Here is a 24873-nt window from a genome sequence, read left to right as displayed (position 1 = left end):
TGCCGGAGGCAAGACCTGTGGGCGGCCACCTTCTCCCACAAGGGGAGAAGGCGGAGCTAGGCCTCAGGCCAGCTCGACGGTCCGCCCTTCCGCGATGCTTTGCTCGGCGGCAAGCACGATGCGCAGGCTGTTGACTGCGGCGTCCATCTGCTCCGACAAGTCGAGATCCTCGCGGATGGCGCGCAGGAAGAATGCCTGCTCGCGGTCGCAAAGCTCCTGATGGCCGGGTTCGTCCTCCATGCTGACGATCTCGTCCGGCTTGCTGAAATTCTTGTCGCCGTCGACCTGTGCGTAGTGGATCTTGAGCGCATCGGTCTTGGTGTGGCGATCGATGTCGGCGGAGTTCGATACCTCAGCCAGTTCGGCCGCACTGCTCGCCTGCTGGCCGGCGACTATGGAGACCGCGCCCTTGGGGCCGACCACATCCTTCACGAAATAGGCCGTCTCGCTCATCATCGGCCCCCAGCCCGCCTCGTACCAGCCGACCGAGCCGTCATCGAAAGTAACGTGCAGATGGCCGTAATTCTGCTTGGCGGCGTCGGCCCACAGTTTGGCGCCGATGCCGTGAACGCGGACCGGCTTGGCGCCGGTCAGCTGGCACATGACGTCGACATAGTGGACGCCGCAATCGACGATCGGGATCAGCGAATCGATCAGGTTCTTGTGCCAGTGCCAGGCGCTGCCGCTGCTCTGCTGGTTGAGGTTGAGGCGCATGACCAGCGGCTTGCCGAGCGTCTTGCCGACCTCGATGAACTTGATCCATGATGGGTGGACGCGCAGGATATAGCCGAGCACCAGCTTGCGGTTCTTCGCTCGCGCCGCGGCGACGACCTTTTCGGCATCCTCGATATTGGTGGCGAGCGGCTTTTCCATGAACACATGGCAACCGGCGGCAATCGCCTTCAGCGCATATTCGGCATGCGTGTTGGGCCAGCTGTTGATGGAAACGGCTTCCGGCCTGGTCTCTTTCAGCGCCTGATCGAAATCCTCGTAGAGCGGATAGCCGGCTAATTCCGCCGGGATCTTTGTGTTGCTCTTGATCGTCCGGCTCATGATGCCGACGATCTCGAAGCCATCCAGCCGGTGGTAGGCGCTGGCATGCGACGCGCCCATATTGCCCAGCCCAATCACCAGCACTTTCACCTTGTTGGTCATCTCAGCCTCCCAAATTCTTCATTGAGTTGTGCGCGGCGATCGGTTGCCGCTCGTATGTCTATCTGGGACAATCACCTCAGATCAGTCGCCGCCGCTCATTGCCCGGCGCTTTCCTCTCCCCCCTCGATCGGGGGAGAGGTGTCGAGCGAAGCTCGACGGAGTGGGGGTCGACCTTCGCGCCCGCCTGAGGTTACTTGCTCGCCAGATTGTGCCTGTCTTACGGCGACTGCGCGTTTGGCGAACGCCTTCCCCCACTCCGTCGCCGCTTCGCGGCGCCACCTCTCCCCCCTCCGGAGGGAGAGGAAAGGAGCCAAGGCAGGCCAAGGGCAGCGCCGACATAGACAATTGCAGCCTTTACTTGACCGCCGAGTCGAACAGATGCGCCTTGATGTTATCAACATCGAGCGCGGCAAAGCCCTCTGACAGCTTGTAGCCGTTGGCATCGGCCTTGACCTTGGCCTTGTCGAAGCTGTTGGCGGGGCCGATCAGCTCGTTGGTGCAGACGTCCTCGGCCTTCACCGGGCTGGTGATCTGGCCGATCTTGTGGATCTCGTCGAAGAAGCCCTGCCAGCTCGCCATGTCGTGCGAGCCCCAGCCTTCGCGCTTGTCCATGTCGCCGCGGAAGACGTTGATCTGCTGCAGGATCGAGGTGGTGCCGAGCTCGGGCCCGAGATTCTTGGCCAGCGTCGGGAACTGCTCGAACACCGCTTCGACGGCGGCGCGTGGATTCTGGTAGCCGAACTCCAAACCCATCGCCCAGCCGCGCAAATACTTTTCCAGGAACGCCTTGCGGTCGGGGTCCTCGAGATCTGCTGCGCGCACGACGAAAGTGTTCGCCGGCAGCTTCGAATTCTGCACGCCGAGCCAGTATTCGAAGTCGAGGTTCTTGGCGATCCATTCGGCCCGCAGCCCTTCCCATGACAGGGCGGCGTCGCCCTGGCCGCCGGCAAGTGCGGTGCCCCAGGTCGGCCAGCCGGCCTCGACATATTTCACCTTCTTGATGTCGACGCCTTGCGCCGCCAGCAGCGGGTCGGTGATCGACTGCCAAGCAGCGGAGCCGAGCAGAATGGTCTTTCCTTCTAGCTGCTTCAGGTCGTTTGTTCCCTCGCCCTTGCGGAAAGCGAAGCTGAACGTGTCGCGCGCGCCCATGTGGAACACGGATTTGAGCTTCATGCCGTTCTGGATGGCGAAGGAGAAGACGCCGGGCGAAGGGAAGCCCATGTCGGCTTGGCCGACATCGACGAACTTCACCGTCGCGGTGCCGTCCGATGGTCCCGGCTGCATGTCGGTGTCGAGATCGCCGAAATAGCCTGCTTTCTTGGCCGCCCAATAGGGATAGTCGTCGAGCACTTCGAGCGTGCCGCGCGGCGAGATCCAGGTGAATTTTTCATAGGCCTCGGCCTTGGCCCTGAGGCTGGATGCGCCGAGCGCAGTCGCCGTTACTAGGCCGGCACCGGTCACCTGCAGGAAATAACGGCGACTGATCCTCGCACTATGGCTGATTGAACTTTCTTTGGTCATGGCATTCCCCTTTTTTGTTGATTTTCAGTCTCTTGCCGCCCGCCTCCCGGGACCTTTCGCTCACGCCTCCCAGCTCGCCCACTTCTTGCCGATCAGGAAGAACAGCACATAGATCAGGATGCCGAGGGTCGAGAGGATCAGAACCACGGCGAAGAACTGCGGCATCTGGATCATCGACGAATAAGTGGTCAGCCGGTTTCCGAGGCCGAAGCCGCCGCCGACCATCTCGGCGCCGACCGCGGTCAAAAGCCCGAAGATCGCGCCGATCATCAGCCCGACCAGGATCATCGGCAGCGCCATCGGCGCCCGGATCTTCCAGAATATCTGCAAGGTGCTGGCGCCATAGGAACGCGCCAGCGCGATCTTGGCGCTGTCGACGCGGCGAAAGCCGGTCGCCGCATTGATCATCACCATTGGGCCGGCGGCGAGCGCCACTGCGATGATGCGCGGCGTGTAGCCAAAACCGAAGCGCAGGATCAAAAGCGGCACCAGCGCCAGCATCGGCGTGGTGACCAAGAGCAGGATGTAAGGCGCCACGATCTTCTCGGCGAAGGGAAATTGCGTGATCACCGCAGCCATCACCAGGCCGATGATGGCGCCGATCGAGAAGCCGGAAATAAGCTCGACCAGCGTGTAGCCGAGATGCGGCGCAATCAGTGGGAATTCGTCGAACAGCGCGTAGGCGATCGCGCTTGGCGCCGGCATGATGTAGTGCGGCACATTGAAGAGCCGCAGCGCCAGCTCGATGCCGCCGATGATGATCACCGCGACCGCGATGATGGCGGCGACCTCGGCACCCGACCTGATGCCGGGGCCGCTGGCGAAGGCCGAAAGATTGGTCAGGCTGACGTCGTGCCCGTCGCCCGACTTTGTCTTCGAGAATTCCGGTATGGCGTCGCCTCCGCTCACGGCCTGATCCTCACAATTTCGGCGGTGCCGCGCTCCCGCGCCTTCGGCCGCACGCGTTCGCCGACAATGTCCATCTTGATCGTGTTGGTGAGATCGAAGACCTCCTTCGTCGCCATGATCTCCAGCGAGCGCGGGCGTGGGAATGGCACGCGATATTCCTTGGCGACGCGCCCCGGCCGCGCGCTCAGCACCACCACCCTGTCGGAAAGGAAGATCGCCTCCTCGATGCTATGGGTGATGAAGACGATGGTGGTCTTGGTATCGAGCCAGATCTCCTCGACGAGACGGTTCATCTCCTCGCGGGTAAAACTGTCGAGCGCGCCGAAGGGCTCATCCATGAGCAGGACGGAGGGCTTCAGCGCCAGCGCCCGCACGATCGCCGCGCGCTGCTGCATGCCGCCCGAAAGCTCGCGCGGAAACTTGCCGCCGAAGCCGTCTAGCCCGACGCGATTGACGAGATGGGCAATCCAGGCGCGATCCGGTTTCTCGCCCTTGATCTCGAAGGGAAAATGGATGTTGGCGTCGAGATTGCGCCAAGGCAGCAGGTTCGCCTCCTGGAAGACGATGCCGATATCCGGATGCGGCCCGGTGATCTCTTTGCCGTCGAGCCGGATGGTCCCGCTGGACAGGCGATGCAGCCCGGACATCGACCACAAAAGGGTGGTCTTGCCGCAGCCGGAGGGGCCAACGATCGAGACGATCTCATTGGCGTGAACGTCGAGGCTGCAACGGTCCAGCGCCAAGAGGTCGCCGGAAGCCGTATGATAGATCTTGGTCGCGTCCTGCACGCCAAGCTTCGGGGTTTTTGCACTGCCCTCGTTCATGCGCCCCTCGGAGATTGCGCGATGATCCAGTGGGTCATACGGTCGCAGAAATCAGTCTGTAACTATCCTACTTTACTGTCAAGCGGCGACCGCCGCTATCGCTGGCAAGATCGCTAGGGCTAGCCGTATCTGTTTGTTTAAATTACATTTTCTATTTCTTGAAAAGCTTGTTGCTTTCCTACATACTTCGGAAAACACGCCGCGTGAAGCGGAGCAGGCAAGCGGTGCGCAAACATGGTAGAGGTCGAGTTCCACGAACGTCAGGGGAATGACTCATGACCGAAGCTGAAGGCCATGCACGACTGACTTCGGATGGCGAGCCGGATACACGCGACCATGTCAGGCGCATCCCCGACATCATCTCGCTGGTCAAGGACTCTTACCGTGAACTGCGCCCGGCGGAGCGCCGCGTCGCCGACGTCGTGCTCGACGACGTCAGGTTCGCGGTCGACGCTTCCAACGCCGTGCTCGCCCAGCGCGCCGGGGTGAGCGAACCGACCGTGACCCGGTTCTGCCGCGCCATCGGCTGTGAAGGTGTGCGCGACTTCAAGCTGAAGCTGGCGCAGAGCCTCGTCGTCGGCGCGCTCTATCTGAGCAAGCCGCCGCCCGCGAGCGCCGACAATGGCATGCCGTTCTGGAATGCCGTGTTCGGCGAGGCACGCCGGGCGCTGCAGGAAGCCGAACGGCAGCTCGATCCGGCGCAGCTGGTGAAGGCGGCCGAGCTGATCGCCAAGGCACGCCAGGTCACAGTGTTCGGTCTCGGCGGCAGCTCCTCGGCGCTGGCGCAGGAAACCCAATACCGGCTGTTTCGCTACGGCATCACCGTCAGCGCCCAATGCGACCCCTATCTGATGCGGATGACCGCCTCGACCTTGAAGCCCAGCGATCTGGTGATCGCCATCTCGGCGACGGGACGCACGCGCGAAGTGATCGAGGCCGTCGAGCTCGCCAAGCATTACCGCGCCAACGCGATCGGCGTGACCGCGCCCGACACCGACCTTGCCCGCGCCTGTGATGTCAGGCTGACGGTCGCGGTGCCCGAATATCCCGACACGCTGAAGCCGACGGCCTCGCGGTTCGCCTTCCTGGCCGCGATCGACCTGATGGCGGTGGCGGCCGCCTACAAGCTCGACGGCTCAGCCCGCGAAACGGTCCGCCGCATCAAGTACAACGCCCAGATCCACAGGACGGGCAAGGAGATGGAACCGCTCGGGGACTGAAGGCCCTTTTTCCTTCTCCCCTTGTGGGAGAAGGTGGATTGGCGCGCAGCGCCAAGACGGATGAGGGGTGTTGGACGGAGTGAGACGTTGGTGTCCTCTGGAACACCCCTCATCCGACCGAGCTTCGCTCGGCCACCTTCTCCCACAGGGGGAGAAGGAAAGACCGGGCGGCGCCGACTTGAAAAGGGAAAAGGAAAACAGATGCTCGACATGGCACCATCGAAACAGGCGGCCACTTGGCTTTCTTCCCTCGCCCGCGCGCTCGAGGCGGGCGACGCCGAGGCCGCGACCAATCTGTTCGCCGAGGACTGCTACTGGCGCGACCTGCTGACCTTCACCTGGAACATCAAGACGATGGAAGGCCGCGCGACGATCCGCGACATGCTGGAAACCACGCTGGCGACGGCACAGCCGACTGCTTGGCAGCTCAGTGGCGAAGCAAGCGCGGACGAAGGCATCATCGAAGCCTGGTTCACCTTTGAGACGTCATCGGCATGGGGCCAGGGCATCATGCGCCTGCAGGACGGCCGGTGCCGGACGCTGTTCACGGCGATGACCGACCTCAAGGGCTTTGAGGAGCGCAGTGGGCCGGCGCGGCCTCTGGGTGTCCGCCACAAGGCCCACCCGGACCGAGAGACCTGGTCGGAGGCGAGAGCGCGCGAGACGCGTGAACTCGGCGCCGGCCAGCAGCCTTATTGCCTGGTCATTGGCGGCGGCCAGGGCGGCATTATGCTGGGTGCGCGGCTCAGGCAAATGGGCGTGCCGGCCATCATCATCGAGAAGAATGCTCAAGCCGGCGATTCCTGGCGCAACCGCTATCGCTCGCTCGTGCTGCACGACCCTGTCTGGTACGACCATCTGCCCTACATCCCGTTTCCGGAGAACTGGCCGGTGTTCACGCCTAAGGACAAGATGGGCGACTGGCTGGAAATGTATACGCGCGTCATGGAGCTCAACTATTGGACCTCCACGAGATGTGTCGGCGCGTCCTATGACGAAGTCGCAAAAATCTGGACGGTCGAGGTCGATCGCGCCGGCGAGCGCATCACGCTGAAGCCGAAGCACGTCGTCTTTGCGACCGGCGCCTATGGTCCGCCGAGGCGGATCGACCTGCCCGGCGCCGAGGCGTTCAAGGGCGAGATCCTGCATTCCAGCCAATATTCCAGCGGCGAGAAATTCCGCGGCAGACGCGTCGCGGTCATCGGCGCGGCAAGTTCGGGACATGACGTCAGCGTCGACCTCTGGGAGAGCGGCGCTGAGGTGACCATGATCCAGCGCTCGCCGACGACGGTGGTCAAGTCCGACACGCTGATGGAGGTCGGCTTCGAGATCTTTTCGGAAGATGCGCTCGCCCGCGGCATCACCACCGAGAAGGCCGACATGATAGTCGCCTCGACGCCGTTCGCGCTGCTGCCGCAAAGTCAGCGCGCGCTCTACGAAATCATCAAGGCGCGCGACGCGGCCTTCTACGACCGCTTGCGCGGCGCCGGCTTCGCCATCGATTTCGGCGACGACGAGACCGGGCTGCTGATGAAGGCCTACCGCACCGGCTCGGGCTACTACATCGACGTTGGCGCCTCGGATCTGATCATCGACGGCGAGATCGGCATCCGCAGCGGCGTCGAGATCAAGTCGCTGACGCCGACAGGAATCCTCTTCGACGACGGCACCGAGCTGGCGACCGACGTGATCATCTCCTGCACCGGCTATCAGTCGATGAACGAAACTGTGGCGACGACCGTCTCGCGTGAGGTCGCCGACAAGGTCGGCCCGTGTTGGGGAATTGGCTCGGGTGTGAAAGGCGACCCGGGGCCGTGGCAAGGCGAATTGCGCAACATGTGGAAGCCGACGGCGCAGGAAGCGCTATGGTTCCACGGCGGCAATCTGGCGCTGTCGCGTTTCTATTCGAAATATGTGGCGCTGCAGATCAAGGCGCGCATGGAAGGCATTGCGACGCCGGTTTATGGGGCGCCGGGGGTGAAGCCGTAATCTCCCTCCTTGAGGGGGAGATGGCCGGCAGGCCAGAGGGGGGTCGCCGCGGTCTAGCGCCAACCTCCATCCGTTGCAGGAAGGCGAGCCCGGTCGAACCGCCCCCCTCTGTCGCCTTCGGCGACATCTCCCCCTCAAGGGGGGAGATCACCCACGCCCGAAATGCCTAGCCACGACATCGATATGCGTGTCATGCGCATGCGCTTCGAAGCGCTCGGTATCGCCGAGATCGTTAGCCGCCTCGTTCGGCCACCAGGTGCCGCCGATCACGATGCCGTCCGAGATCAGCCTTTGCTCGGCGACCAGCGAGGCGCCGACCGCATCGACAAAGGTGAAACTGCCCGGGCGCAGCCGCAGCACGGCGATATCGCCGACGGCGCCGACCGTAAGCGCGCCAAGATCGGTCCGCCCGATCGCCTCGGCCGGGCGCTGTGTCGCCGCGTGCAGCACATCGACGAGCGGCATGCCGAGCGCGAGCAGCTTCGACATGCAGACCAGGATGTCGAAGGCCGGCCCGTCGACACAGTAGAGATGCACGTCGCTGCTGATCACGTCAGGCGCCAGCCCTTCGCTGAGCATCGCCTTGGCGACCTCGAAGTCGAACGAACCCATGCCGTGGCCGATGTCGAAAATGACGCCGCGTTCGCGCGCCAGCCGCATGTCGGGCCGCACCGCGCCCGAGGCGAAGATCGGTGCGTTGGGAAACGGCCGGAAGCAGTGGGTGAGAATGTCGCCCTTGCGCAGCCGCGGCAGCACTTCCGAGCGACCGGGCGGCGGCTCGTCGATATGCGCCATCAGCGGCAGGCCCGCCTGGTCGGCGGCCTCGAGCGCCAGATCGACCGGGGCAATGCCGCTGGTGCCGCCGGCATGGCGACCCGAGCGGACTTTCACGCCGACAACCACGTCTGCGTGCTCGCGCATCGCCGCCACCGTCTCGCGCGGTTCGCAGAGCCGGAGATCGCTGCACTCGCCGACCGAAACGGTCTGCGAGAAGCCGAAAATGCCGGCAAAGGAAATGTTGACATAGGCCAGGATGCGGACTTTCGAGCGCTCGATGACATGGCGGCGAAAGCCGAGGAAGTTGCCGGCGCCAGCACTTCCCGCGTCGATGAACGTGGTGGTGCCGCTTTTGGCGGCGAGGCGGTCGGCGTCGACGCCGAGCGAGGTGCCGCCCCAATAGACGTGGCTGTGCAGGTCGATGAGGCCGGGCGCGACGATGGAGCCCGTCGCATCGATGACGCGCGCGGCACGCTCGAACGGAATGTCGGCATCGATCGCCGCGATGCGGCCATCGGCAATGGCCAGATCGCGTTGCGCGTCGAGGCCGGACGCCGGGTCGATGACGCGGCCACCCTTCAGGAGGAGATCAAATTGCATCGGCGTCCGCCTCCGTTCTGTCTAGACCGGCCTGTAGGCGACGGCCTCGACCTCGATCTTGATGTCGATCATCAGCCGCGATTCGACGGTGGTGCGCGCCGGCGGATCCTTTGGAAAATGCCTGGCATAGATGGCGTTGAAGGCGCCGAAGTCGCTGGCGTTCTCGAGCCAGACCGTCGTCTTGACCACGTCCTCCATGGTGCAGCCGGCCAGCGCCAGCGCTGCCCTCACATTCACAAGCACCTGCTCGGTCTGCTCGGCGATGCCGCCATTGACCACCACGCCGTCGCTGCCGACCGGAACCTGGCCCGAGACATAGACCATGTCGCCGGCCCGGACCGCCGGCGACAGCGGCACATGGGATGTTCCAAAACACTGCTTGGGCAAGGAATGGCCTCCTATTCAAAAATATCGGCGCTTTGTTATCCGGCAATCGCCGCAGAGCCGCGCGGTTCGGGCTCTTTCGCTGCGCCGGTTTGCCCGTTTCCTGCTGGAAGGTCTACGCCTGTCCCGGCGATTCTCATACAGGCTGTGTTGGAAAGCAACATTTTTTGGAATTCATGTTGCTTTATTACAAGAGCATCAGCATCCTGCTCGATCAGCGATTGCTTCGATGCATCCGGCAGGCGAGGATTGGGCGAAGGAAAAGCGAGGAGCCGCATGATCGATTTCGGTGGTGGCAGCGTGGTCGTGACGGGCGCGGCCGGCGGCGTCGGCAGCGCGCTGGTCGCCGTCCTGTCCGCCTGCGCGGCAAGGGTGGTCGCCTGCGATCGCGAGGGCACCGACTTGACCAGCGCCGGAATAGAAGAAGCGCATCATTTCGACCTGCTCGATGACGCCGCCGTGGCGGCGTTTGCCAAGCGCATCGGTAAAGGGGCGGCCCCAATGGCGGTCATCTCCAACGCCGGCTGGACGCGGGCAGAAACGCTCGCCGAGGTCTCGACGGCCGCCCTCGATCACGAAATGGATCTGAATTTTCGCAGCGCCGCACTGCTGTCGCAGGCATTGCTCCCCGTCATGCGCAACCAGCCGCAAGGCGCCGCCTTCGTGTTCATCTCCTCGGTCAACGCGCAAGCCCATTTCGGCAACCCCGCCTACGCCGCCGCCAAGGCAGCGCTCAACGCCTGGATGCGCGCCATCGCCACCGAGGAAGGCCGCAACGGCATCCGCGCCAACGCCGTCATTCCCGGCTCGATCCGGACCGGGGCCTGGGAGCATCGCCTTGCGCACAAGCCGGAGATCCTCGCCGCCGTCGGCAAGCTCTATCCGCTAGGAAGACTGGTCGAGCCGGTCGAGGTCGCCCGCGCCGCGGTGTTCCTGGCGTCGCCCTTTGCCAGCGGCATCACCGGCACGACCCTGAATGTCGATGCCGGCCTGATGGCAAGCAATCTGCCGTTTCTGGACCAGATCGGCGACTGATCGGATCAAGTCGAGCCTTCAATCGAGCGAAACATCGCAACACCCAAAACATCGCAACATAGGGGAGCAGAAGTGACCTTCGACAAGAATCCGTTTCCGCCCGGCGACGCCGACCGCCATGCGCTCTGGGAGATGCTGGTGCGCCGCGACATCGACGCCTTCCTCGGCCAGGACTGGACGATGGTCGAGGATGATTTCGTCGCCTCGAGCTTCTTCGGCATGCACGCCCATTTCCTCAGCGATGCGGATGCCTGGCGGCTGCAATTCCCGACGCTTCGCAGCTACCGCGACGAGTGGCTGCGCCAAGCCAGGGAAACCGCGGCGACCAAATTCGCCGAGCCGCTGCGCGAGGCGCTGTTCCGCATCACCAACATGCGCGACATCGATGTCGACGGCGACCGCGCCGTGCTGCACAAGAAGTTCAACGGCTCGGTCGCCAAGACGGACGGCAGCGCCGAGAGACTGAAATGGCAAACCCTGTATTTTTGCGCCAAAGTCGAGGGTCGCTGGAAAATATCGGGCTTCGTCGGCTACATGCCGCACCCGCTCGGCAGCTAGAGGCCGGCCATCACGACGATGCCGGAACCTTTTGATGCCAGCGGGACAGCGCCCCCCTCTGTCCTGCCGGACATCTCCCCCACATGGGGGGAGATCGGCCGTCATCCCGGCTTTCGCCAATCTCCATCGTTGCAGAAGTGAGCGGGGCGCTGAAGCTGCCAATCTCCCCCCTCGTGGGGGAGATGCCCGGCAGGGCAGAGGGGGGCGCGAAGGATCGCTACAGAACGGCTTTAGTTCTGCCGCTCAGCGGTCGATCCGCGTCGACAGGATGATCGAGGACGACGTCCGCTCGACCCCGTCCATCGCGCCGATCTGGTCGAGAAGCGTGTCGAGATCCTTGATCGACGGCGCGTCGACGATGACGATCATGTCGAAGTTGCCGCTTACAGAATGCAGTGTCCGCACCGATGGCAGCGCCTGTAGGCTGCGCACCACCTTGTCGGCAAGCTTGGGCGTGACGGTGAGCAGGACATGCGCCCGCACCAGTCCCTGTTCGTAATCGGGTGAAAGCCTGACGCCATAGCCGGTGATGATGCCGCGCTGCTCCAGCCGCTCGATCCGGCTTTGCACGGTTGTCCGCGACACGCCGAGCCGCCGCGCCAACTCGGCCGTCGAGGCGCGCGCATTCGTCCGCAGCAGGGAGAGCAGGGCCTGTTCGGCGTTGCTAAGCACTTTCGACGAACCTCATCGGCATATTAATCAAGAAGCCACTTCGTTTCGAACAATTCCACGCTTCCTTTCGACAGGCAAGCTGCGATTCTATCGTCTTGAGAGAAGGTAAGGCGAGGGAACTGTCATGAAGAAAATCATCGTTGTCGGCGCCGGCAAGATCGGCTCGACCATCGCCGAGATGCTGGCTTCCACCGGCGACTATCACGTCACCCTCGTCGACCGCTCGGCCGCACAGCTCGGCGCGGCCGAACTGCCTGACACGGTCGAGACGCTCGAGCTCGACATCGAAGCCGCCGGCACGCTTGAAGCGGCCTTGGCCGGCAAGTTCGCGGTGCTCAGCGCAGCGCCCTTCCATCTGACCACGCGCATCGCCGAGGCGGCAGCCAGCGCCGGCGTCCACTATCTCGACCTGACCGAGGACGTCGTCGCGACCCGACGCGTCAAGGAGCTGGCGCGCTCGGCCAACAGCGCTTTCATCCCGCAATGCGGGCTGGCGCCGGGCTTCATCTCGATTGTCGCCAATGATCTCGCCAGCCGCTTCGACACGCTGGAAAGCGTGCGCATGCGGGTCGGCGCGCTGCCGCAATACCCCTCGAATGCGCTGAACTACAATCTGACCTGGAGCACGGACGGCGTCATCAATGAATATTGCGAGCCTTGCGAGGCGATCGTCGAAGGCGAGTTGATCGAGGTGCCGCCGCTGGAGGAGCGCGAGGAATTCTCGCTCGACGGCGTCACCTACGAGGCGTTCAACACGTCGGGTGGGCTCGGCACGCTGGCAGAGACGCTGAAGGGCAAGGTGCGCACACTGAACTATCGCACCATCCGCTATCCCGGCCACGCCGCGATCATGAAGGCGCTGCTCAACGACCTCGGCCTGCGCCACCGCCGCGACGTGCTGAAGGACATTTTTGAGAGCGCCCTGCCGGCGACGCTGCAGGACGTGGTCATCGTCTTCGTCACCGTCAGCGGCCGCAAGAACGGCCGCCTGCTCCAGGAGACCTACGCCAACAAGATCTACGCCAAGCGCGTCGGCGAAATAGTGCGCAGCGCCATCCAGATCACCACGGCCTCCGCCATCTGCGCCGTGCTCGACATGCTGGCCGACGGCACCTTGCCGGCGAAGGGCTTCATCAAGCAGGAGGACATCGCGCTCGACGCTTTCCTCGCCAACCGCTTCGGCCATGCCTATGCGCAGCATGAGATGGTTAGCCGGCTGGCGGGGTGAGGTGCCACCTCTGTGGAGAAGGATGGGAGCCGGAAGGAATAAGTTCGCGCCATTCCTCTCCCCCGTCGACCGGGGGAGAGGTGTCGAGCGAAGCTCGACGGAGTGGGGGTCGACCTGGCTCGGGCGCCGTTATTTCAGATCGGGGCGATGCCTCGCCCTAATTGAGCCCCTGTGGTGAGTTGTCAGCGGCGGCGCATTTGAGGACCGGCTTCCCCCACTCCGTCGCTGCTTCGCAGCGCCACCTCTCCCCCCGCCGGAGGGAGAGGAAAGGCGCCTGGCGACGTAGGTTCGCGCCGTTCCTCCCCTTGTGTCCAACAAGAGGGAAGGGTGAAGCACCTCAAATATGCAGCGCATGCCCCATCGCCTTCAGCGCCGCTTCTTGAAAACCCTCGCCTTGTGTCGGATGGGCATGGATGGTGCCGGCGATGTCTTCCAGCCGCGCGCCCATTTCCAGCGCCAGGCCGAAGGCCGTCGACAGTTCCGACACGCCTTGGCCGACCGCCTGGATGCCGAGCACAAGATGGTTGTCCGCCCGGGCAACGACCCGGACGAATCCCTCCTCACCCATCTTCGTCATGGCGCGGCCATTGGCGGCGAACGGAAACAGCCCGACCTTGATCTCGCCGCCGAGCGCCTTTGCCTCGTCCGGTGACAGACCGGCGGTGACCAGTTCCGGATCGGTGAAGCAGATGGCGGGAATGCAGCGCTTGTCCCAGCTGCGCTTGTGGCCGGCGACGATCTCGGCGACCATTTCGCCTTGCGCCATCGCCCGATGCGCCAGCATCGGCTCGCCAGTGACGTCGCCAATGGCAAAGATACCGCGCATCGAGGTGCGGCACTGGTCGTCGATGCGGATGAATTTCCCCGCCATATCGAGGTCGATCTGGTCCAGCCCCCAGTCTTCGATCACCGGCTTGCGCCCGACGGTGACCAGGATCCTGTCGGCAGCGATCTTGGCATTCTTGCCGTCCTTCGTCTCGACCAGCAGCGCATCGCCCTTAGTCGACAGCCCCTTGGCCTTGGCGCCCACCAGCACCTCGATACCGAGCTCGGTGAGCCGCTTCACGACTGGCCGCGTCAGCTCTGCATCATACAGCGCCAGCACGCGCGGCAAAGCCTCGACCACGGTCACCCTGGCGCCCATCTTGGCGAAGGCAATGCCGAGCTCGAGCCCGATATAGCCGCCACCGACGACGGCAAGCCTTTCCGGCACTTCGCTCAGCCCAAGCGCTTCGGTCGACGAGATCACTGGCCCACCAAACGGCAGCGACGGCAGCTCGACCGGCGCCGAGCCTGTCGCGATCACCACCGTCTCCGCGCGGACCACCTGCATCCCGGTCTCGGTCTGGACCTCGACGGTCTTGCCGTCGCGGAATTTCGCCCAGCCGTGCACGGTCTTGACCCCGGCCTTCTTGAGCAGGCCGGCGACGCCACTATTCAGTCGGCTAACAATACCGTCCTTCCAGGCGATGGTGGCTTCGAGATCAATGGATGGTGCTGCGATTGAAATGCCGAGCGGGCTCTTGCCGCCGGCCATGTGGGAGATCTTCTCGAACTCCTCGGCCGCATGGATCAGCGCCTTGGACGGAATGCAGCCGACATTGAGACAAGTGCCGCCCGGTTTGCCGAACTCGACGATCACCGTGTCGATGCCGAGCTGGCCGGCGCGGATGGCGCAGACATAGCCGCCAGGCCCGGCGCCGATGACGAGCAGCTTGCAGGAGATTTCCTTCATCATGGCACCTTGGTTCGTCGAGCCGGCGGGCCAGCGCCCCCCTCTGCCCTGCCGGGCATCTCCCCCTCAAGGGGGGAGATTGGCAGCTTTGGCGCTCCGCTTAGTCTTGTAACGCTGGAGATTGTCGAAAGTCGGGATGAGAGCCGATCTCCCCCCTTGAGGGGGAGATGTCCGGCAGGACAGAGGGGGGCGCGAAGGATCGCTACCGCTCTCATTCTGCGCCACTGCGATCCTCTGTTCATGGCCCTAATCCACAAAAATCAGCGCCGGGGTCTCCAGCAGCGTCTTGATCCGTTGAATGAACACCGCGGCGTCCCAGCCGTCGATGACGCGATGGTCGAAGCTGGAGGACAGGTTCATCATCTTGCGCGGAATGAACTGGGTTCCGTCCCATACCGGCCGCACCATCATCTTGTTGACGCCGATGATCGCCACTTCCGGGTGATTGATCACCGGCGTCGTCGCGACGCCGCCCATGGCGCCGAGCGAGGTGATGGTGATGGTCGATCCCGAAAGCTCGTCGCGCATCGCCGTGCCTGATTTGGCGGCCTCGGCCAGCCTGATGACCTCGGCGGCGCAATCCCAGATGTCGCGCGCCTCGGCGTGCTTGACCACCGGCACCACCAGCCCCGAAGGCGTCTGCGCGGCGATGCCGATATGGACGCCGCCATGCTGGTGGATGATGCCGGCCTCGTCGTCGAACAGCGCGTTGATATTGGGCTGGTCGGCAATCGCCCTGACTATCGCCCGCATCAGGAACGGCAGCAGCGTCAGCTTCGGCCGTTCCGCGCCGCCGCGCTTCTCCTTGTTGAGCGCGGCGCGCAGATCCTCGAGCGCGGTGACGTCGATCTCCTCGACATAGGTGATGTGCGGGATGCGCGACTTGGCCAGCGCCATTTTCTCGGCGATCTTGCGCCTGAGCCCGATGATCTTGATGTCCTCGACCGCCTCGTTGCGGGCGAGGCCGGAGACTTTCGCGAGCTGCGGTCCACGCGCCAGAAACGCCTCGATGTCCTCATGCTGGATGCGGCCGGCCGGGCCCGTTCCCGCGACCTGCCGAAGATCGACGCCGGCCTCTTTCGCTCTCAGGCGGATAGCGGGCGACGCCAGCGGCTTTTCACCTTCGGGGCGCGGCGCGCTGCTAACCCTGGACCTGACGCCGTCATCCTCGGGCTCGTCCCGAGGATCTACCGACCTCTCGGAACTGGTCGCGTCATATCCGTGTGGGACGGCAGATCCTCGGGACGAGCCCGAGGATGACGGCGCTAAATTGAGTGATGACGGCTCCAAGCCCGAGGACGGGCGAGCCCGTGCATCGTCAGTACCCTCCGCCGTAACGTCCGCAAGCGCCTCGCCCGCGCTGACATTGCCCTCGCCCGCCACCTTCAGCCGCACGATCGGCGAGCCGATCGCCACCGTGTCGCCGATCTCGGCGCCAAGCCACAGGATCTCGCCGTCGACAGGCGACGGAATCTCGACCGTCGCCTTGTCGGTCATCACAGCGGCAAGCACCGCGTCCTCGCGCACGAGATCCCCGACCTTGACCTGCCATTCGACCAACTCGGCCTCGGCGACGCCTTCGCCGACATCGGGCAGCTTGATTACATATTCGCCCATCGTCAGGCCTCCCCTACCGAGGCGTTTGCGCTGCCCCTCACCCCTGCCCATTCCGGGGCGAGCCGCTTGTCTCGCCCGTCCTTCGGACCCCCGTGAAGAACGGGGAGAGGGGGATCGCCTGCGTGGCGGCCAGCCCCTTCTCCCCGTCCCTCACAGGGAGAAGATGCCGGCAGGCAGATGAGGGGCGGCGCCATGGTTGGCAATTGGTCCGAAGGGATTGCTCTGCCTCCCATCATCAGGCCTCCATCGTCTCAAGCAAGGCCCGGCCAAGCCGGGCGGGACCTGGAAAATAATCCCACTCCTGCGCGTGCGGATAGGGCGTGTCCCAGCCGGCGACCCGCGCCACCGGCGCTTCCAGATGATAGAAACAATTTTCCTGCACCAGCGCCGACAGCTCGGCGCCAAACCCCGATGTCAGCGTCGCCTCGTGCACGACCACGCAGCGGCCCGTTTTTCTCACCGAGGCGACAATCGTCTCGAGATCGAGCGGCAGCAGCGTTCTCAGATCAATGACCTCGGCGTCGATGCCGGTCTCCTCGGCCGCCGCCTGCGCGACATAGACCATCGTGCCATAGGCGAGCACGGTGACAGCGGCACCCGGCCGCCGGATCACCGCCTTGCCGAGCGGGACCGTGTAATGGCCGTCGGCGACCTCGCCGAGGTCATGTTTCGACCACGGCGTCACCGGGCGCTCGTGATGACCGTCGAACGGGCCGTTGTAGAGCCGCTTCGGCTCCAGGAAGATCACCGGATCGGGATCCTCGATCGCCGCGATCAGCAGGCCTTTGGCATCGTGCGGATTGGACGGCACGACGACCTTCAGGCCGGAAACGTGGGTGAACAGCGCCTCCGGGCTCTGGCTGTGGGTCTGGCCGCCGAAGATGCCGCCTCCGGTCGGCATCCTGACCACGATCGGACAGGTGAAATCGCCGTTCGACCGGTAACGCAGCCGCGCCGCCTCCGAGACGATCTGGTCGTAGGCCGGATAGACATAGTCGGCAAACTGCACCTCGACGCAAGGTTTTAGGCCGTAGGCGGCCATGCCGATGGCCGAGCCGACGATGCCGGCTTCGCTGATCGGCGCATCGAAGCAGCGGCTCTTGCCGTACTTCGCCTGCAAGCCCTGCGTGCAGCGGAAGACGCCGCCGAAAAAGCCAACATCCTCGCCATAGACGATGACGCGTTCGTCGCGCGCCATCGACACGTCCATGGCGTCGCGGATCGCCTCGATCATGGTCCGCCTTGGCATGGTCAGACCCCTGCCTGCTGGCGCTGGCGCCTGAGATGCGGCGGCATCTCGGCATAGACGCCCTCGAACATGTCGCGCGCCGAGGGCTTGCCGCCGGCATGCAGCGTGCCGTGCCGCTCGGCCTCCCTTTGCGCCGCGATCACCGTTTCGAGGATTTCTGCCTCGGCCTGGGTGTGGCGCTCGTCAGACCAAACGCCGCGCTGGATGAGGTGGTTTTTCAGCCTGACGATCGGGTCGCCGAGCGGCCATGCGTCGGACTCGGCCTTCGGCCGGTAGGCGGACGGATCGTCGGAGCTCGAATGCGCGCCGACGCGGTAGGTGACGTATTCGACCAGCGTCGGCCCGAGATTTTTCCGCGCCCGCTCGGCGGCCCATTTCGCCACCGCATGGACGGCGAGATAATCGTTGCCGTCGACCCGCAGCGAAGGAATGCCGAAGCCGAGACCGCGCGCGGCGAAAGTGCCGGAGCCGCCGCGGGCGATGCCCTGAAAAGTCGAGATCGCCCACTGGTTGTTGACGACGTTGAGCACGACCGGCGCCTTGTAGGTCGAGGCGAACACCAGCGCCGAATGGAAGTCGGACTCGGCGGTCGAGCCGTCGCCGATCCAGGCGGCGGCGATCTTCGAATCATTGCTGATCGCCGAAGCCATCGCCCAGCCGACCGCCTGGATATATTGCGTCGCCAGATTGCCGGAGATCGAGAAGAAGCCATGCTCCTTCGACGAATACATGATCGGCAATTGCCGGCCCTTCAGCGGATCGGCTTCGTTCGAATAGATCTGGTTCATCATCGTGACCATCGGATAGCCGTCGGCGATAAGCAGCCCTGCTTGCCGATAGGTCGGAAAGTTCATGTCGCCCGGCGCCAGCGCCTTGCGGAAGGCGCAGCTCACCGCCTCTTCGCCGAGGTGCTGCATGTAGAAGGAGGTCTTGCCCTGCCGCTGCGCCATCTGCATGCGGGCGTCAAAGCTGCGCAGCGTCACCATGTGGCGCAGCCCTTCCAGCAATTCGTTGTCGGAAAGCAGGCCGGCCCATGGCCCGACGGCTTCGCCGGCGCGGTTGAGCACCCGGATGATCGAAAAAGCCAGATCGCGGATGGTGCGCGGATCGACATCGATCTCGGGACGCGGCACCGAGCCGGCCTTGGGGATGGTCACGTCAGAGAAATCCGGCGTACCGCCCGGCCGCACCTCCGGCTCCGGCACATGGAAGCGCAACATTCCTGCATCGGCCATGACCAAGATCCTCCAATGTTGCCCGGTCGGATAGTTGCACACTGCCAGACCAGTGCCAATTCGTCGGGCAAGGCTTCAGGCCAGCGACGCACCGGCCAGCGCTCGCCAAGATGAAGATATGTCGGCGAAATTTCTTGTCGATCTTCCGCCGCCACGCGCAATTTGGCGCATGATTGCGCCGGGTTTCCCGCCAGATGAGCAATTCTCGGCGGATTGAGGGGCTTCGCGCGGCGTCTCCTTCTCCCCTTGTGGGAGAAGGTGGCCGAGCGAAGCTCGGTCGGATGAGGGGTGTTCCAGCCTGGCAAGGACGGCGCTCCGTCCAGCACCCCTCAACCGTCTTGGCGCTGCGCGCCAATCCACCTTCTCCCACAAGGGGAGAAGGAAGAAGGAGCCCCGCCGTTCACCCCGCGCCCGCATCATGCTAACCATCCCCCATGGCACAGAAGAAAGGTTACGAGGTCGATTCGTGGTTGGCGCGGCCCGATCCGCGCATCTCGATCGTCCTGCTCTATGGTCCCGATCGCGGGCTCGTCGCCGAGCGGGCGAAGGCCTTTGCCGGCAAAACCGGCCTGCCGCTCGACGATCCGTTCTCGGTGGTCAGGCTGGACGGTTCGGAAGTCGATCGCGACGAGGGCCGCCTGCTCGACGAAGCCCGCACTGTGCCGATGTTTTCAGACCGGCGCCTGCTCTGGGTGCGCAACGCCAGCGGCCAGAAGGCGCTTGCCGACGACGTCAAGGCGCTGACATCAGAGCCCGCGCAGGATGCGATCATACTCATTGAAGCCGGCGACTTGAAGAAAGGCGTCGGCCTGCGCGCCATCGTCGAGGCGGCCGACATCGCCATGGCCTTGCCGTGCTACGCCGACGAAGCCCGCGACATCGACACGGTCATCGACGACGAATTGCGCAAGGCCGGCATGTCGATGACGCTGGAGGCGCGCCAGGCGCTGCGCCGGAACCTCGGCGGTGACCGGCTGGCCTCGCGCGGCGAGATCGAGAAGCTGGTGCTTTACGCCCATGGCCAGACCGAGATCGGCCTCGACGACGTCAGGGCGACGTCGGGCGACGTTTCCGGTCTCTCTTTCGATGACGCCGTCGATGCTTTGCTAGAAGGCAAGGTCGGCGACTTCGACATGGCCTTTACCCGCCACTGCCAGTCCGGCGGCCAGGCTTTTCTGGTGCTGTCGTCGGCGATGCGGCAGCTGCAGGCGATCCAGGCGATGCGCGGCCAGATGGACACCGGCGGCCGCAACGCCGCTTCGGTCGTTGCCGCGGCGCGCCCGCCAGTTTTTTTCACGCGGCGCAAGCTGGTGGAGAAGGCCCTCGAACGCTGGAACAGCGAGGCGCTTGGCCGCGCTTTGACCAGGCTGCAGACGGCGGTCCTGCAGACGCGGCGGCGGCCGGACCTCTCGGTCGCGCTGGCACGGCAGGCGCTGCTCGGCATTGCGGTGGAAAGTGCCCGGCTGGCTCAGAGGTAGAAGAGCGTGATCTCCCCCCTTGTGGGGGAGATGTCGCCGAAGGCGACAGAGGGGGTCCCAGCGCGTGGAATGCCGACGCCTTTCGCGACGACAGACGACGTACGCGCTTTATGTGAGCCGACCCCTTCTGGCCTGCCGGCCATCTCCCCCTCGAGGGGGGAGATCAGCAGCCTCGGCGATTTCGCCAATTACCAGAGCACTGAAAAAGGAAGGGCGGCATTCGCCAGCCCTCGTTGTATTACCAGGGCGAAGATGTCCGCCGGGTTGCTCCTAAGCCGAAGATTATTTGCCGGCTAAAAACAGGAGTGCCTCAGCACCTACCGCTCCTGCTTCAAGCGCCGGCAGAGCTCATCGAGCTGGTCCAATGTCCGATAGGCGACGCGCAGCACGCCGCCGCGTTCCTTGTGCTCGATCGTGACGATCATGCCTATCGTGTCGGTCATCAGCTTTTCCAGCGCCAGCGTATCGGCATCTTTTTGCGCCGGTTCCGCAGGCTGTCGTTTTACGGTTGGAGCGCCGGCCGGCATCTGCGCCAGCGCTTCGGCCTGGCGCACCGAAAGCCCCTCCTCGACGATCCTCTTGGCCAGGCCCGCCGGATCCTCCGCCGTCACCAATGTGCGGGCGTGGCCGGCCGATAAGGCGCCGTCGACCAGCATGTCGCGGATCACGTCCGGCAGCTTCAGCAGCCTCAGCGTGTTGGCGACATGGCTGCGGCTCTTGCCGATCACCTGGCCGAGATCAGCCTGGGTGTAGCCGTGATCGTCGATCAACTGCTGGTAGCCCATCGCCTCCTCGACCGGATTGAGGTCGGTGCGCTGGACGTTTTCGATGATCGCCAGTTCGAGCGCGGTGCGATCGTTGACATCGCGCACGATGATCGGGATCTCGCTCAGCCCGGCGCGCTGCGCCGCCCGCCAGCGCCGCTCGCCGGCGATGATCTCGTAGCGGCCAGCTTGCGTCGGCGACGGCCGCGCCACCACCGGCTGCACCACGCCGTGCTCGCGGATCGACTGGGCAAGATCGGTCAGGTCGGCGTCGCCAAAATGCCGGCGCGGATTTTTAGGGTTCGGGCTCAGGAACTCGATCGGCACCTTGCCGTCGGCATTCATGCCTTGCTTTTCCACTGCTGCCGGACGATCGATTTCGCCGATCAGCGCGGCCAGTCCCCGCCCCAGTCTTTTTCTTGAAAGGTCTTCGCTCATCGTCTGTCCAGATCGTTTCGGTATCGAATTAGCTTCTGCATACCAGTTCCCAGTTTTGGGCGACTGCATCAAGCGGCGCGCAGTTTGCGCTCGCGGCGGATCACCTCGGAGGCAAGCTGCAGATAGGCCTGGCTGCCGGAGCATTTGAGGTCGTAGAGGATCGCCGGCTTGCCATAAGACGGTGCCTCGGAGACACGCACATTGCGCGGGATGACGGTTTCGTAGACCTTGTCGCCCATATGCGCCCGCACATCCTGCACCACCTGGTTGGCGAGGTTGTTGCGGCCGTCATACATGGTCAGCACGATGCCCTGGATGATCAGATCGGGATTGATCGAGCGGCGCACCTGCTCGACCGTCTCCAGCAACTGGCTCAAGCCTTCAAGCGCGAAGAATTCGCATTGCAGCGGCACCAGGACCGAATCGGCCGCCGCCATCGAGTTCAGCGTCAGCAGATTGAGCGACGGCGGGCAATCGATCAGCACATAGCCGAAGGGGGCGCCACGCTCGCTCGCGGCACGGAGAGCATTGCGCAGCTTGAGCACCCGGTCGGGCGCGGAAGCGATCTCCATCTCGATGCCGAGCAGGTCGAGTGTCGACGGCACGATCGACAGCCCGGGCACCGCCGTCGGGATCGCCGCTGCTTCCAGATCCAGCTCGCCGGTCAGCACGTCATAGGACGAGACGGTACGGTCCTTGCGGTCGATGCCAAGGCCTGTCGAGGCATTGCCTTGCGGATCGAGGTCGACGATCAGCACCTTTTCGCCGATCGCCGCCAGCGCCGTGGCCAGATTGATGGCCGTCGTCGTCTTGCCGACGCCGCCCTTCTGGTTGGCTACGGTGATGATTCGGGGGCCATTCTTCATCATGGGTCTATGCCAGAAATTCATTCCGAGGTCGCCGATCTAAGTCAGTTGGCGCAAATCAGACAGTTCGAGGATGACGCCATGAGCGTCGGTCGCGCTGGCATGTTCTACCAGATCGAACGACCATCGTTGAGCGCTTTCTGCCACTTCGGCGCGGTAATCCCGGCCTTTGTGGAACAGGCCGCGCGCGCCCGCCGTCAGCCACGGCGCCGATAGGTCAAGCAACGTCGGAAGCGACGCCAGCGCCCTGGCCGTGACGATTTGAGGTGTCGAAACAAGCGGATAGGCATCATCGATGCGCCGCGCGATGACTCTCGCCGGCAGATTGAACTGCCCGACGACCGCTTGCAGGAACGACGCTTTCTTCCGGTTGCTCTCAACCAGATCGATGCTGGCGCCGTCACGCTCGGCAAGCAGGAAGGCAAGCACCAGGCCGGGAAAACCGCCGCCCGAGCCGAGATCGACCCAGCGCTTTGCGTCCGGTTTGATTCGCGCAAGCTGCGCGCTGTCGAGGATGTGGCGGCGCCAGACATCGGCCTGCGTAGATTGCGCCGCCAGGTTTATCCGGCGGTTCCATTTCTGGAAGACCGTCTCGAACTCGACCAGGCGATCGAATGTTTCACGTGAAACCGGACCTGCAGCCTCTTGCAGGCTCACCCATGAGGCAGCATTCACGCAACATTCCTTCGCGCGGCAGCCTCGGAATTGCGGACGTGGGCAACAATGATCGCCAGCGCCGCCGGGGTCATGCCTTCCATCCGCTGTGCGTCGGCGATGGAACGCGGCTGCCGTGCCAGCATCTTCTGCTTCAGCTCGTTGGACAGGCCCGGCACAGAAGCAAAGTCGAGCGAAGCCGGGATCAGCCGGCTTTCCTCATGCCTGATCTGCGAGACATCAGCCTGTTGGCGATCGAGATAAACCGAATATTTCGCCTCCGTTTCGAGGCGCTCTGCCGTTTTGGCGTCGATGGCGCCAAATTCGGGAGCGATTCGGGCCAACCAGGCGATATCGACACCGGGATAAGCCAGCAACTCATAGGCGGAGCGACGCACTCCGTCCCTGTTGATCTCCAGCCCATGGCGCGCCGCTTCGTTGGGGGTCATGGTCGTTCCAAGCGCAAGGTCCCTCGCCTTTTCAAGCTCCTGCATGACATCGTTGAAGCGCTGCATCCGCTCCGGTGAAGCGATCCCGAGCTTCGTCGCCAGCGGCGTCAGCCGCTCATCGGCATTGTCGGCCCGTAGCGACAGCCGGAACTCGGCCCGCGAAGTGAACATGCGATAGGGTTCGGCAATGCCGCGGCTGGTCAAATCGTCGACCATCACCCCGATATAGGCCTCCGTGCGGCTGAGCACGATCTGGTCGCTTGCCGAAGCCTGCCGCGCAGCGTTGAGGCCGGCAAGCAGCCCTTGCGCGGCGGCCTCCTCATACCCGGTGGTGCCGTTGATCTGCCCGGCCAGGAAAAGAGCGCCAATCCGCTTGGTTTCCAGCGTCGGTTTAAGCTCGCGCGGATCGACATGATCATACTCGATGGCATAGCCGGGCTGCAGCATGATGGCACGCTCAAGGCCAGGAATGGTCTTCAGAATGTCGATCTGAACGTCCTCGGGCAGCGAGGTCGAAATACCGTTGGGGTAAACGGTGTCATCGTCCAGCCCTTCCGGCTCCAGAAAAATCTGGTGGCCTTCGCGGTCGCCGAACTTGACGATCTTGTCTTCGATGGACGGGCAGTAACGCGGCCCGACCCCTTCGATCGAGCCGGAATACATGGCGGAACGGCTCAGATTGGCGCGGATCAGCTCGTGCGTCGCCGCCGTCGTGCGCGTGATGCCGCAATGGATCTGCGGATTGTCGATGCGGTCGGTCATCAGCGAGAACGGCACCGGATCCTCGTCCGCCGCCTGGCTCTCCAGCGACGCCCAATCGATCGTGCGCCCGTCCAACCGCGGCGGCGTGCCGGTCTTCAGCCGCCCGAGCTTGAAACCCGCTCTGCTCATCGTCGCCGACAGGCCAAGGCTGGCCTGCTCGTTCATGCGGCCGGCAACGATCTTCTTCTCGCCGATATGGATCAGCCCGCGCAGGAAAGTGCCGGTCGTCAGCACCACGGCGCCGCAGGCAAGCCGGCGGCCATCCGCCAGCAGCACCGCGGCTATGCGCTCATTGTCGATTTCGAAATCCAGGACCTCGCCCTCGACCACGTCGAGACGGGCCTGCTCGCGAATCGCCGCCTGCATGGCGAGCCGATAGAGCTTTCTGTCGGTCTGGGTGCGCGGCCCGCGCACCGCAGGCCCCTTGCGGCGGTTGAGCAGGCGGAACTGGATGCCGGCCGCGTCGGCGACGCGCCCCATCAGCCCGTCCAGGGCGTCGATCTCGCGAACCAAATGGCCCTTGCCGAGCCCGCCGATCGCCGGATTGCAGGACATGACGCCGATCGTCTCGAAGCGCAGCGTCACCAGAGCGGTTTTGGCACCGGCGCGCGCGGCAGCGCTGGCCGCCTCGCAACCAGCATGGCCGCCGCCCACCACAACCACATCATAGTGATCGGTCATTTCAGAATCCCGCATTCAAGTCGACCGACACATGTGCCCGTCAGAACGTGGTGTCAAGAATAGGTGGAGCTTG

The 24873-nt window shown here is 64.2% G+C and carries 22 protein-coding genes; 6 read left to right on the top strand and 16 right to left on the bottom strand.

The window, feature by feature from the left end:
- Nucleotides 1-63 precede the first annotated feature (63 nt).
- The 4 genes from EOC94_RS23785 to EOC94_RS23765 all read right to left on the bottom strand — a co-directional run bounded on the left by EOC94_RS23785 (nucleotide 64) and on the right by EOC94_RS23765 (nucleotide 4409).
- Nucleotides 64-1155, bottom strand: coding sequence for a Gfo/Idh/MocA family oxidoreductase (locus EOC94_RS23785; RefSeq protein ID WP_127293865.1), 1092 nt, complete (start codon nucleotides 1153-1155; stop codon nucleotides 64-66).
- A gap of 354 nt (nucleotides 1156-1509) precedes the next feature.
- Nucleotides 1510-2676 (bottom strand): ABC transporter substrate-binding protein, encoded by a 1167-nt coding sequence (locus EOC94_RS23775; protein ID WP_127293863.1) that lies wholly within the window; start codon nucleotides 2674-2676, stop codon nucleotides 1510-1512.
- 60 nt (nucleotides 2677-2736) lie between these two features.
- Nucleotides 2737-3585 carry an ABC transporter permease gene (locus tag EOC94_RS23770; RefSeq protein WP_127293861.1) on the bottom strand — a complete coding sequence of 283 codons (849 nt, stop codon included), beginning with the start codon at nucleotides 3583-3585 and terminating at the stop codon, nucleotides 2737-2739.
- Nucleotides 3582-4409: an ABC transporter ATP-binding protein gene (locus EOC94_RS23765; RefSeq protein ID WP_127293859.1), complete on the bottom strand. Its 828-nt coding sequence runs from the start codon at nucleotides 4407-4409 to the stop codon at nucleotides 3582-3584. The genes EOC94_RS23770 and EOC94_RS23765 overlap by 4 nt, the downstream gene beginning before the upstream one ends.
- Before the next feature lie 275 nt (nucleotides 4410-4684).
- Between EOC94_RS23765 and EOC94_RS23760 the strand changes: the two genes are divergently transcribed.
- Both EOC94_RS23760 and EOC94_RS23755 read left to right on the top strand, forming a co-directional pair.
- On the top strand, nucleotides 4685-5629 hold the full coding sequence (locus EOC94_RS23760) for a MurR/RpiR family transcriptional regulator (protein WP_127293857.1): 945 nt from the start codon (nucleotides 4685-4687) through the stop codon (nucleotides 5627-5629).
- A 201-nt stretch (nucleotides 5630-5830) separates the two neighbouring features.
- Nucleotides 5831-7618, top strand: a complete 1788-nt coding sequence (locus EOC94_RS23755; RefSeq protein ID WP_127293855.1) for an NAD(P)/FAD-dependent oxidoreductase — start codon at nucleotides 5831-5833, stop codon at nucleotides 7616-7618.
- Nucleotides 7619-7765: 147 nt separating this feature from the next.
- On the opposite strand, the gene EOC94_RS23750 is transcribed toward EOC94_RS23755, so the two are convergent.
- The 3 genes from EOC94_RS23750 to EOC94_RS23740 are packed head-to-tail and all read right to left on the bottom strand — an operon-like array spanning nucleotide 7766 to nucleotide 9657.
- A complete protein-coding gene (locus EOC94_RS23750) occupies nucleotides 7766-8995 on the bottom strand; it encodes an amidohydrolase/deacetylase family metallohydrolase (protein ID WP_126104277.1) in 1230 nt (409 codons plus the stop codon).
- A 21-nt stretch (nucleotides 8996-9016) separates the two neighbouring features.
- Complete coding sequence (locus tag EOC94_RS23745; RefSeq protein ID WP_127293853.1) at nucleotides 9017-9382, bottom strand: RidA family protein; 366 nt, start codon at nucleotides 9380-9382, stop codon at nucleotides 9017-9019.
- Between the two features lie 35 nt (nucleotides 9383-9417).
- Nucleotides 9418-9657, bottom strand: coding sequence for a hypothetical protein (locus tag EOC94_RS23740; protein WP_126104275.1), 240 nt, complete (start codon nucleotides 9655-9657; stop codon nucleotides 9418-9420).
- Between EOC94_RS23740 and EOC94_RS23735 the strand changes: the two genes are divergently transcribed.
- Both EOC94_RS23735 and EOC94_RS23730 read left to right on the top strand, forming a co-directional pair.
- Complete coding sequence (locus EOC94_RS23735; protein ID WP_126104274.1) at nucleotides 9656-10414, top strand: SDR family oxidoreductase; 759 nt, start codon at nucleotides 9656-9658, stop codon at nucleotides 10412-10414. The two genes, EOC94_RS23740 and EOC94_RS23735, sit on opposite strands and share 2 nt — an antisense overlap.
- Nucleotides 10415-10486: 72 nt before the next feature.
- The gene (locus EOC94_RS23730) at nucleotides 10487-10972 is read left to right on the top strand and encodes a hypothetical protein (RefSeq protein ID WP_127293851.1); all 486 of its coding nucleotides are present in this window, start codon (nucleotides 10487-10489) and stop codon (nucleotides 10970-10972) included.
- A 243-nt stretch (nucleotides 10973-11215) separates the two neighbouring features.
- On the opposite strand, the gene EOC94_RS23720 is transcribed toward EOC94_RS23730, so the two are convergent.
- Nucleotides 11216-11644, bottom strand: a complete 429-nt coding sequence (locus tag EOC94_RS23720; protein ID WP_127293847.1) for an Lrp/AsnC family transcriptional regulator — start codon at nucleotides 11642-11644, stop codon at nucleotides 11216-11218.
- A 124-nt stretch (nucleotides 11645-11768) separates the two neighbouring features.
- On the opposite strand from EOC94_RS23720, the gene EOC94_RS23715 reads away from it, so the two are divergent.
- On the top strand, nucleotides 11769-12872 hold the full coding sequence (locus EOC94_RS23715; RefSeq protein ID WP_127293845.1) for a saccharopine dehydrogenase family protein: 1104 nt from the start codon (nucleotides 11769-11771) through the stop codon (nucleotides 12870-12872).
- 337 nt (nucleotides 12873-13209) lie between these two features.
- Here the strand turns inward: EOC94_RS23715 and lpdA are convergent, their stop codons facing one another.
- The 4 genes from lpdA to EOC94_RS23685 form a co-directional block, all read right to left on the bottom strand.
- Nucleotides 13210-14607: a dihydrolipoyl dehydrogenase gene (gene lpdA / locus EOC94_RS23705; RefSeq protein ID WP_127293972.1), complete on the bottom strand. Its 1398-nt coding sequence runs from the start codon at nucleotides 14605-14607 to the stop codon at nucleotides 13210-13212.
- 246 nt (nucleotides 14608-14853) lie between these two features.
- Complete coding sequence (locus EOC94_RS23700; RefSeq protein ID WP_127293843.1) at nucleotides 14854-16224, bottom strand: dihydrolipoamide acetyltransferase family protein; 1371 nt, start codon at nucleotides 16222-16224, stop codon at nucleotides 14854-14856.
- 235 nt (nucleotides 16225-16459) lie between these two features.
- Entirely contained in the window at nucleotides 16460-17473 is a 1014-nt protein-coding gene (locus EOC94_RS23690; protein WP_127293839.1) for an alpha-ketoacid dehydrogenase subunit beta, read from the bottom strand.
- Nucleotides 17474-17475: 2 nt separating this feature from the next.
- A complete protein-coding gene (locus EOC94_RS23685) occupies nucleotides 17476-18708 on the bottom strand; it encodes a 3-methyl-2-oxobutanoate dehydrogenase (2-methylpropanoyl-transferring) subunit alpha (protein WP_127293837.1) in 1233 nt (410 codons plus the stop codon).
- 434 nt (nucleotides 18709-19142) lie between these two features.
- Here EOC94_RS23685 and holA point away from each other — a divergent pair, with 434 nt between their 5' ends.
- A complete protein-coding gene (gene holA / locus EOC94_RS23680) occupies nucleotides 19143-20186 on the top strand; it encodes a DNA polymerase III subunit delta (RefSeq protein WP_127293835.1) in 1044 nt (347 codons plus the stop codon).
- Between the two features lie 317 nt (nucleotides 20187-20503).
- Here the strand turns inward: holA and EOC94_RS23670 are convergent, their stop codons facing one another.
- The 4 genes from EOC94_RS23670 to mnmG all read right to left on the bottom strand — a co-directional run bounded on the left by EOC94_RS23670 (nucleotide 20504) and on the right by mnmG (nucleotide 24800).
- Entirely contained in the window at nucleotides 20504-21388 is an 885-nt protein-coding gene (locus tag EOC94_RS23670; RefSeq protein WP_127205783.1) for a ParB/RepB/Spo0J family partition protein, read from the bottom strand.
- Nucleotides 21389-21456: 68 nt separating this feature from the next.
- Complete coding sequence (locus EOC94_RS23665) at nucleotides 21457-22257, bottom strand: ParA family protein (protein WP_095484788.1); 801 nt, start codon at nucleotides 22255-22257, stop codon at nucleotides 21457-21459.
- A 36-nt stretch (nucleotides 22258-22293) separates the two neighbouring features.
- Nucleotides 22294-22929 (bottom strand): 16S rRNA (guanine(527)-N(7))-methyltransferase RsmG, encoded by a 636-nt coding sequence (gene rsmG / locus EOC94_RS23660; RefSeq protein ID WP_095484787.1) that lies wholly within the window; start codon nucleotides 22927-22929, stop codon nucleotides 22294-22296.
- On the bottom strand, nucleotides 22926-24800 hold the full coding sequence (gene mnmG, locus EOC94_RS23655; protein ID WP_127293831.1) for a tRNA uridine-5-carboxymethylaminomethyl(34) synthesis enzyme MnmG: 1875 nt from the start codon (nucleotides 24798-24800) through the stop codon (nucleotides 22926-22928). The genes rsmG and mnmG overlap by 4 nt, the downstream gene beginning before the upstream one ends.
- Nucleotides 24801-24873 lie beyond the last annotated feature (73 nt).

Origin of the sequence: Mesorhizobium sp. M6A.T.Ce.TU.016.01.1.1 (assembly GCF_003997065.1) — a bacterium.
Classification (GTDB): domain Bacteria; phylum Pseudomonadota; class Alphaproteobacteria; order Rhizobiales; family Rhizobiaceae; genus Mesorhizobium; species Mesorhizobium mediterraneum.
This window is presented reverse-complemented; position numbering and strand designations above follow the sequence as displayed.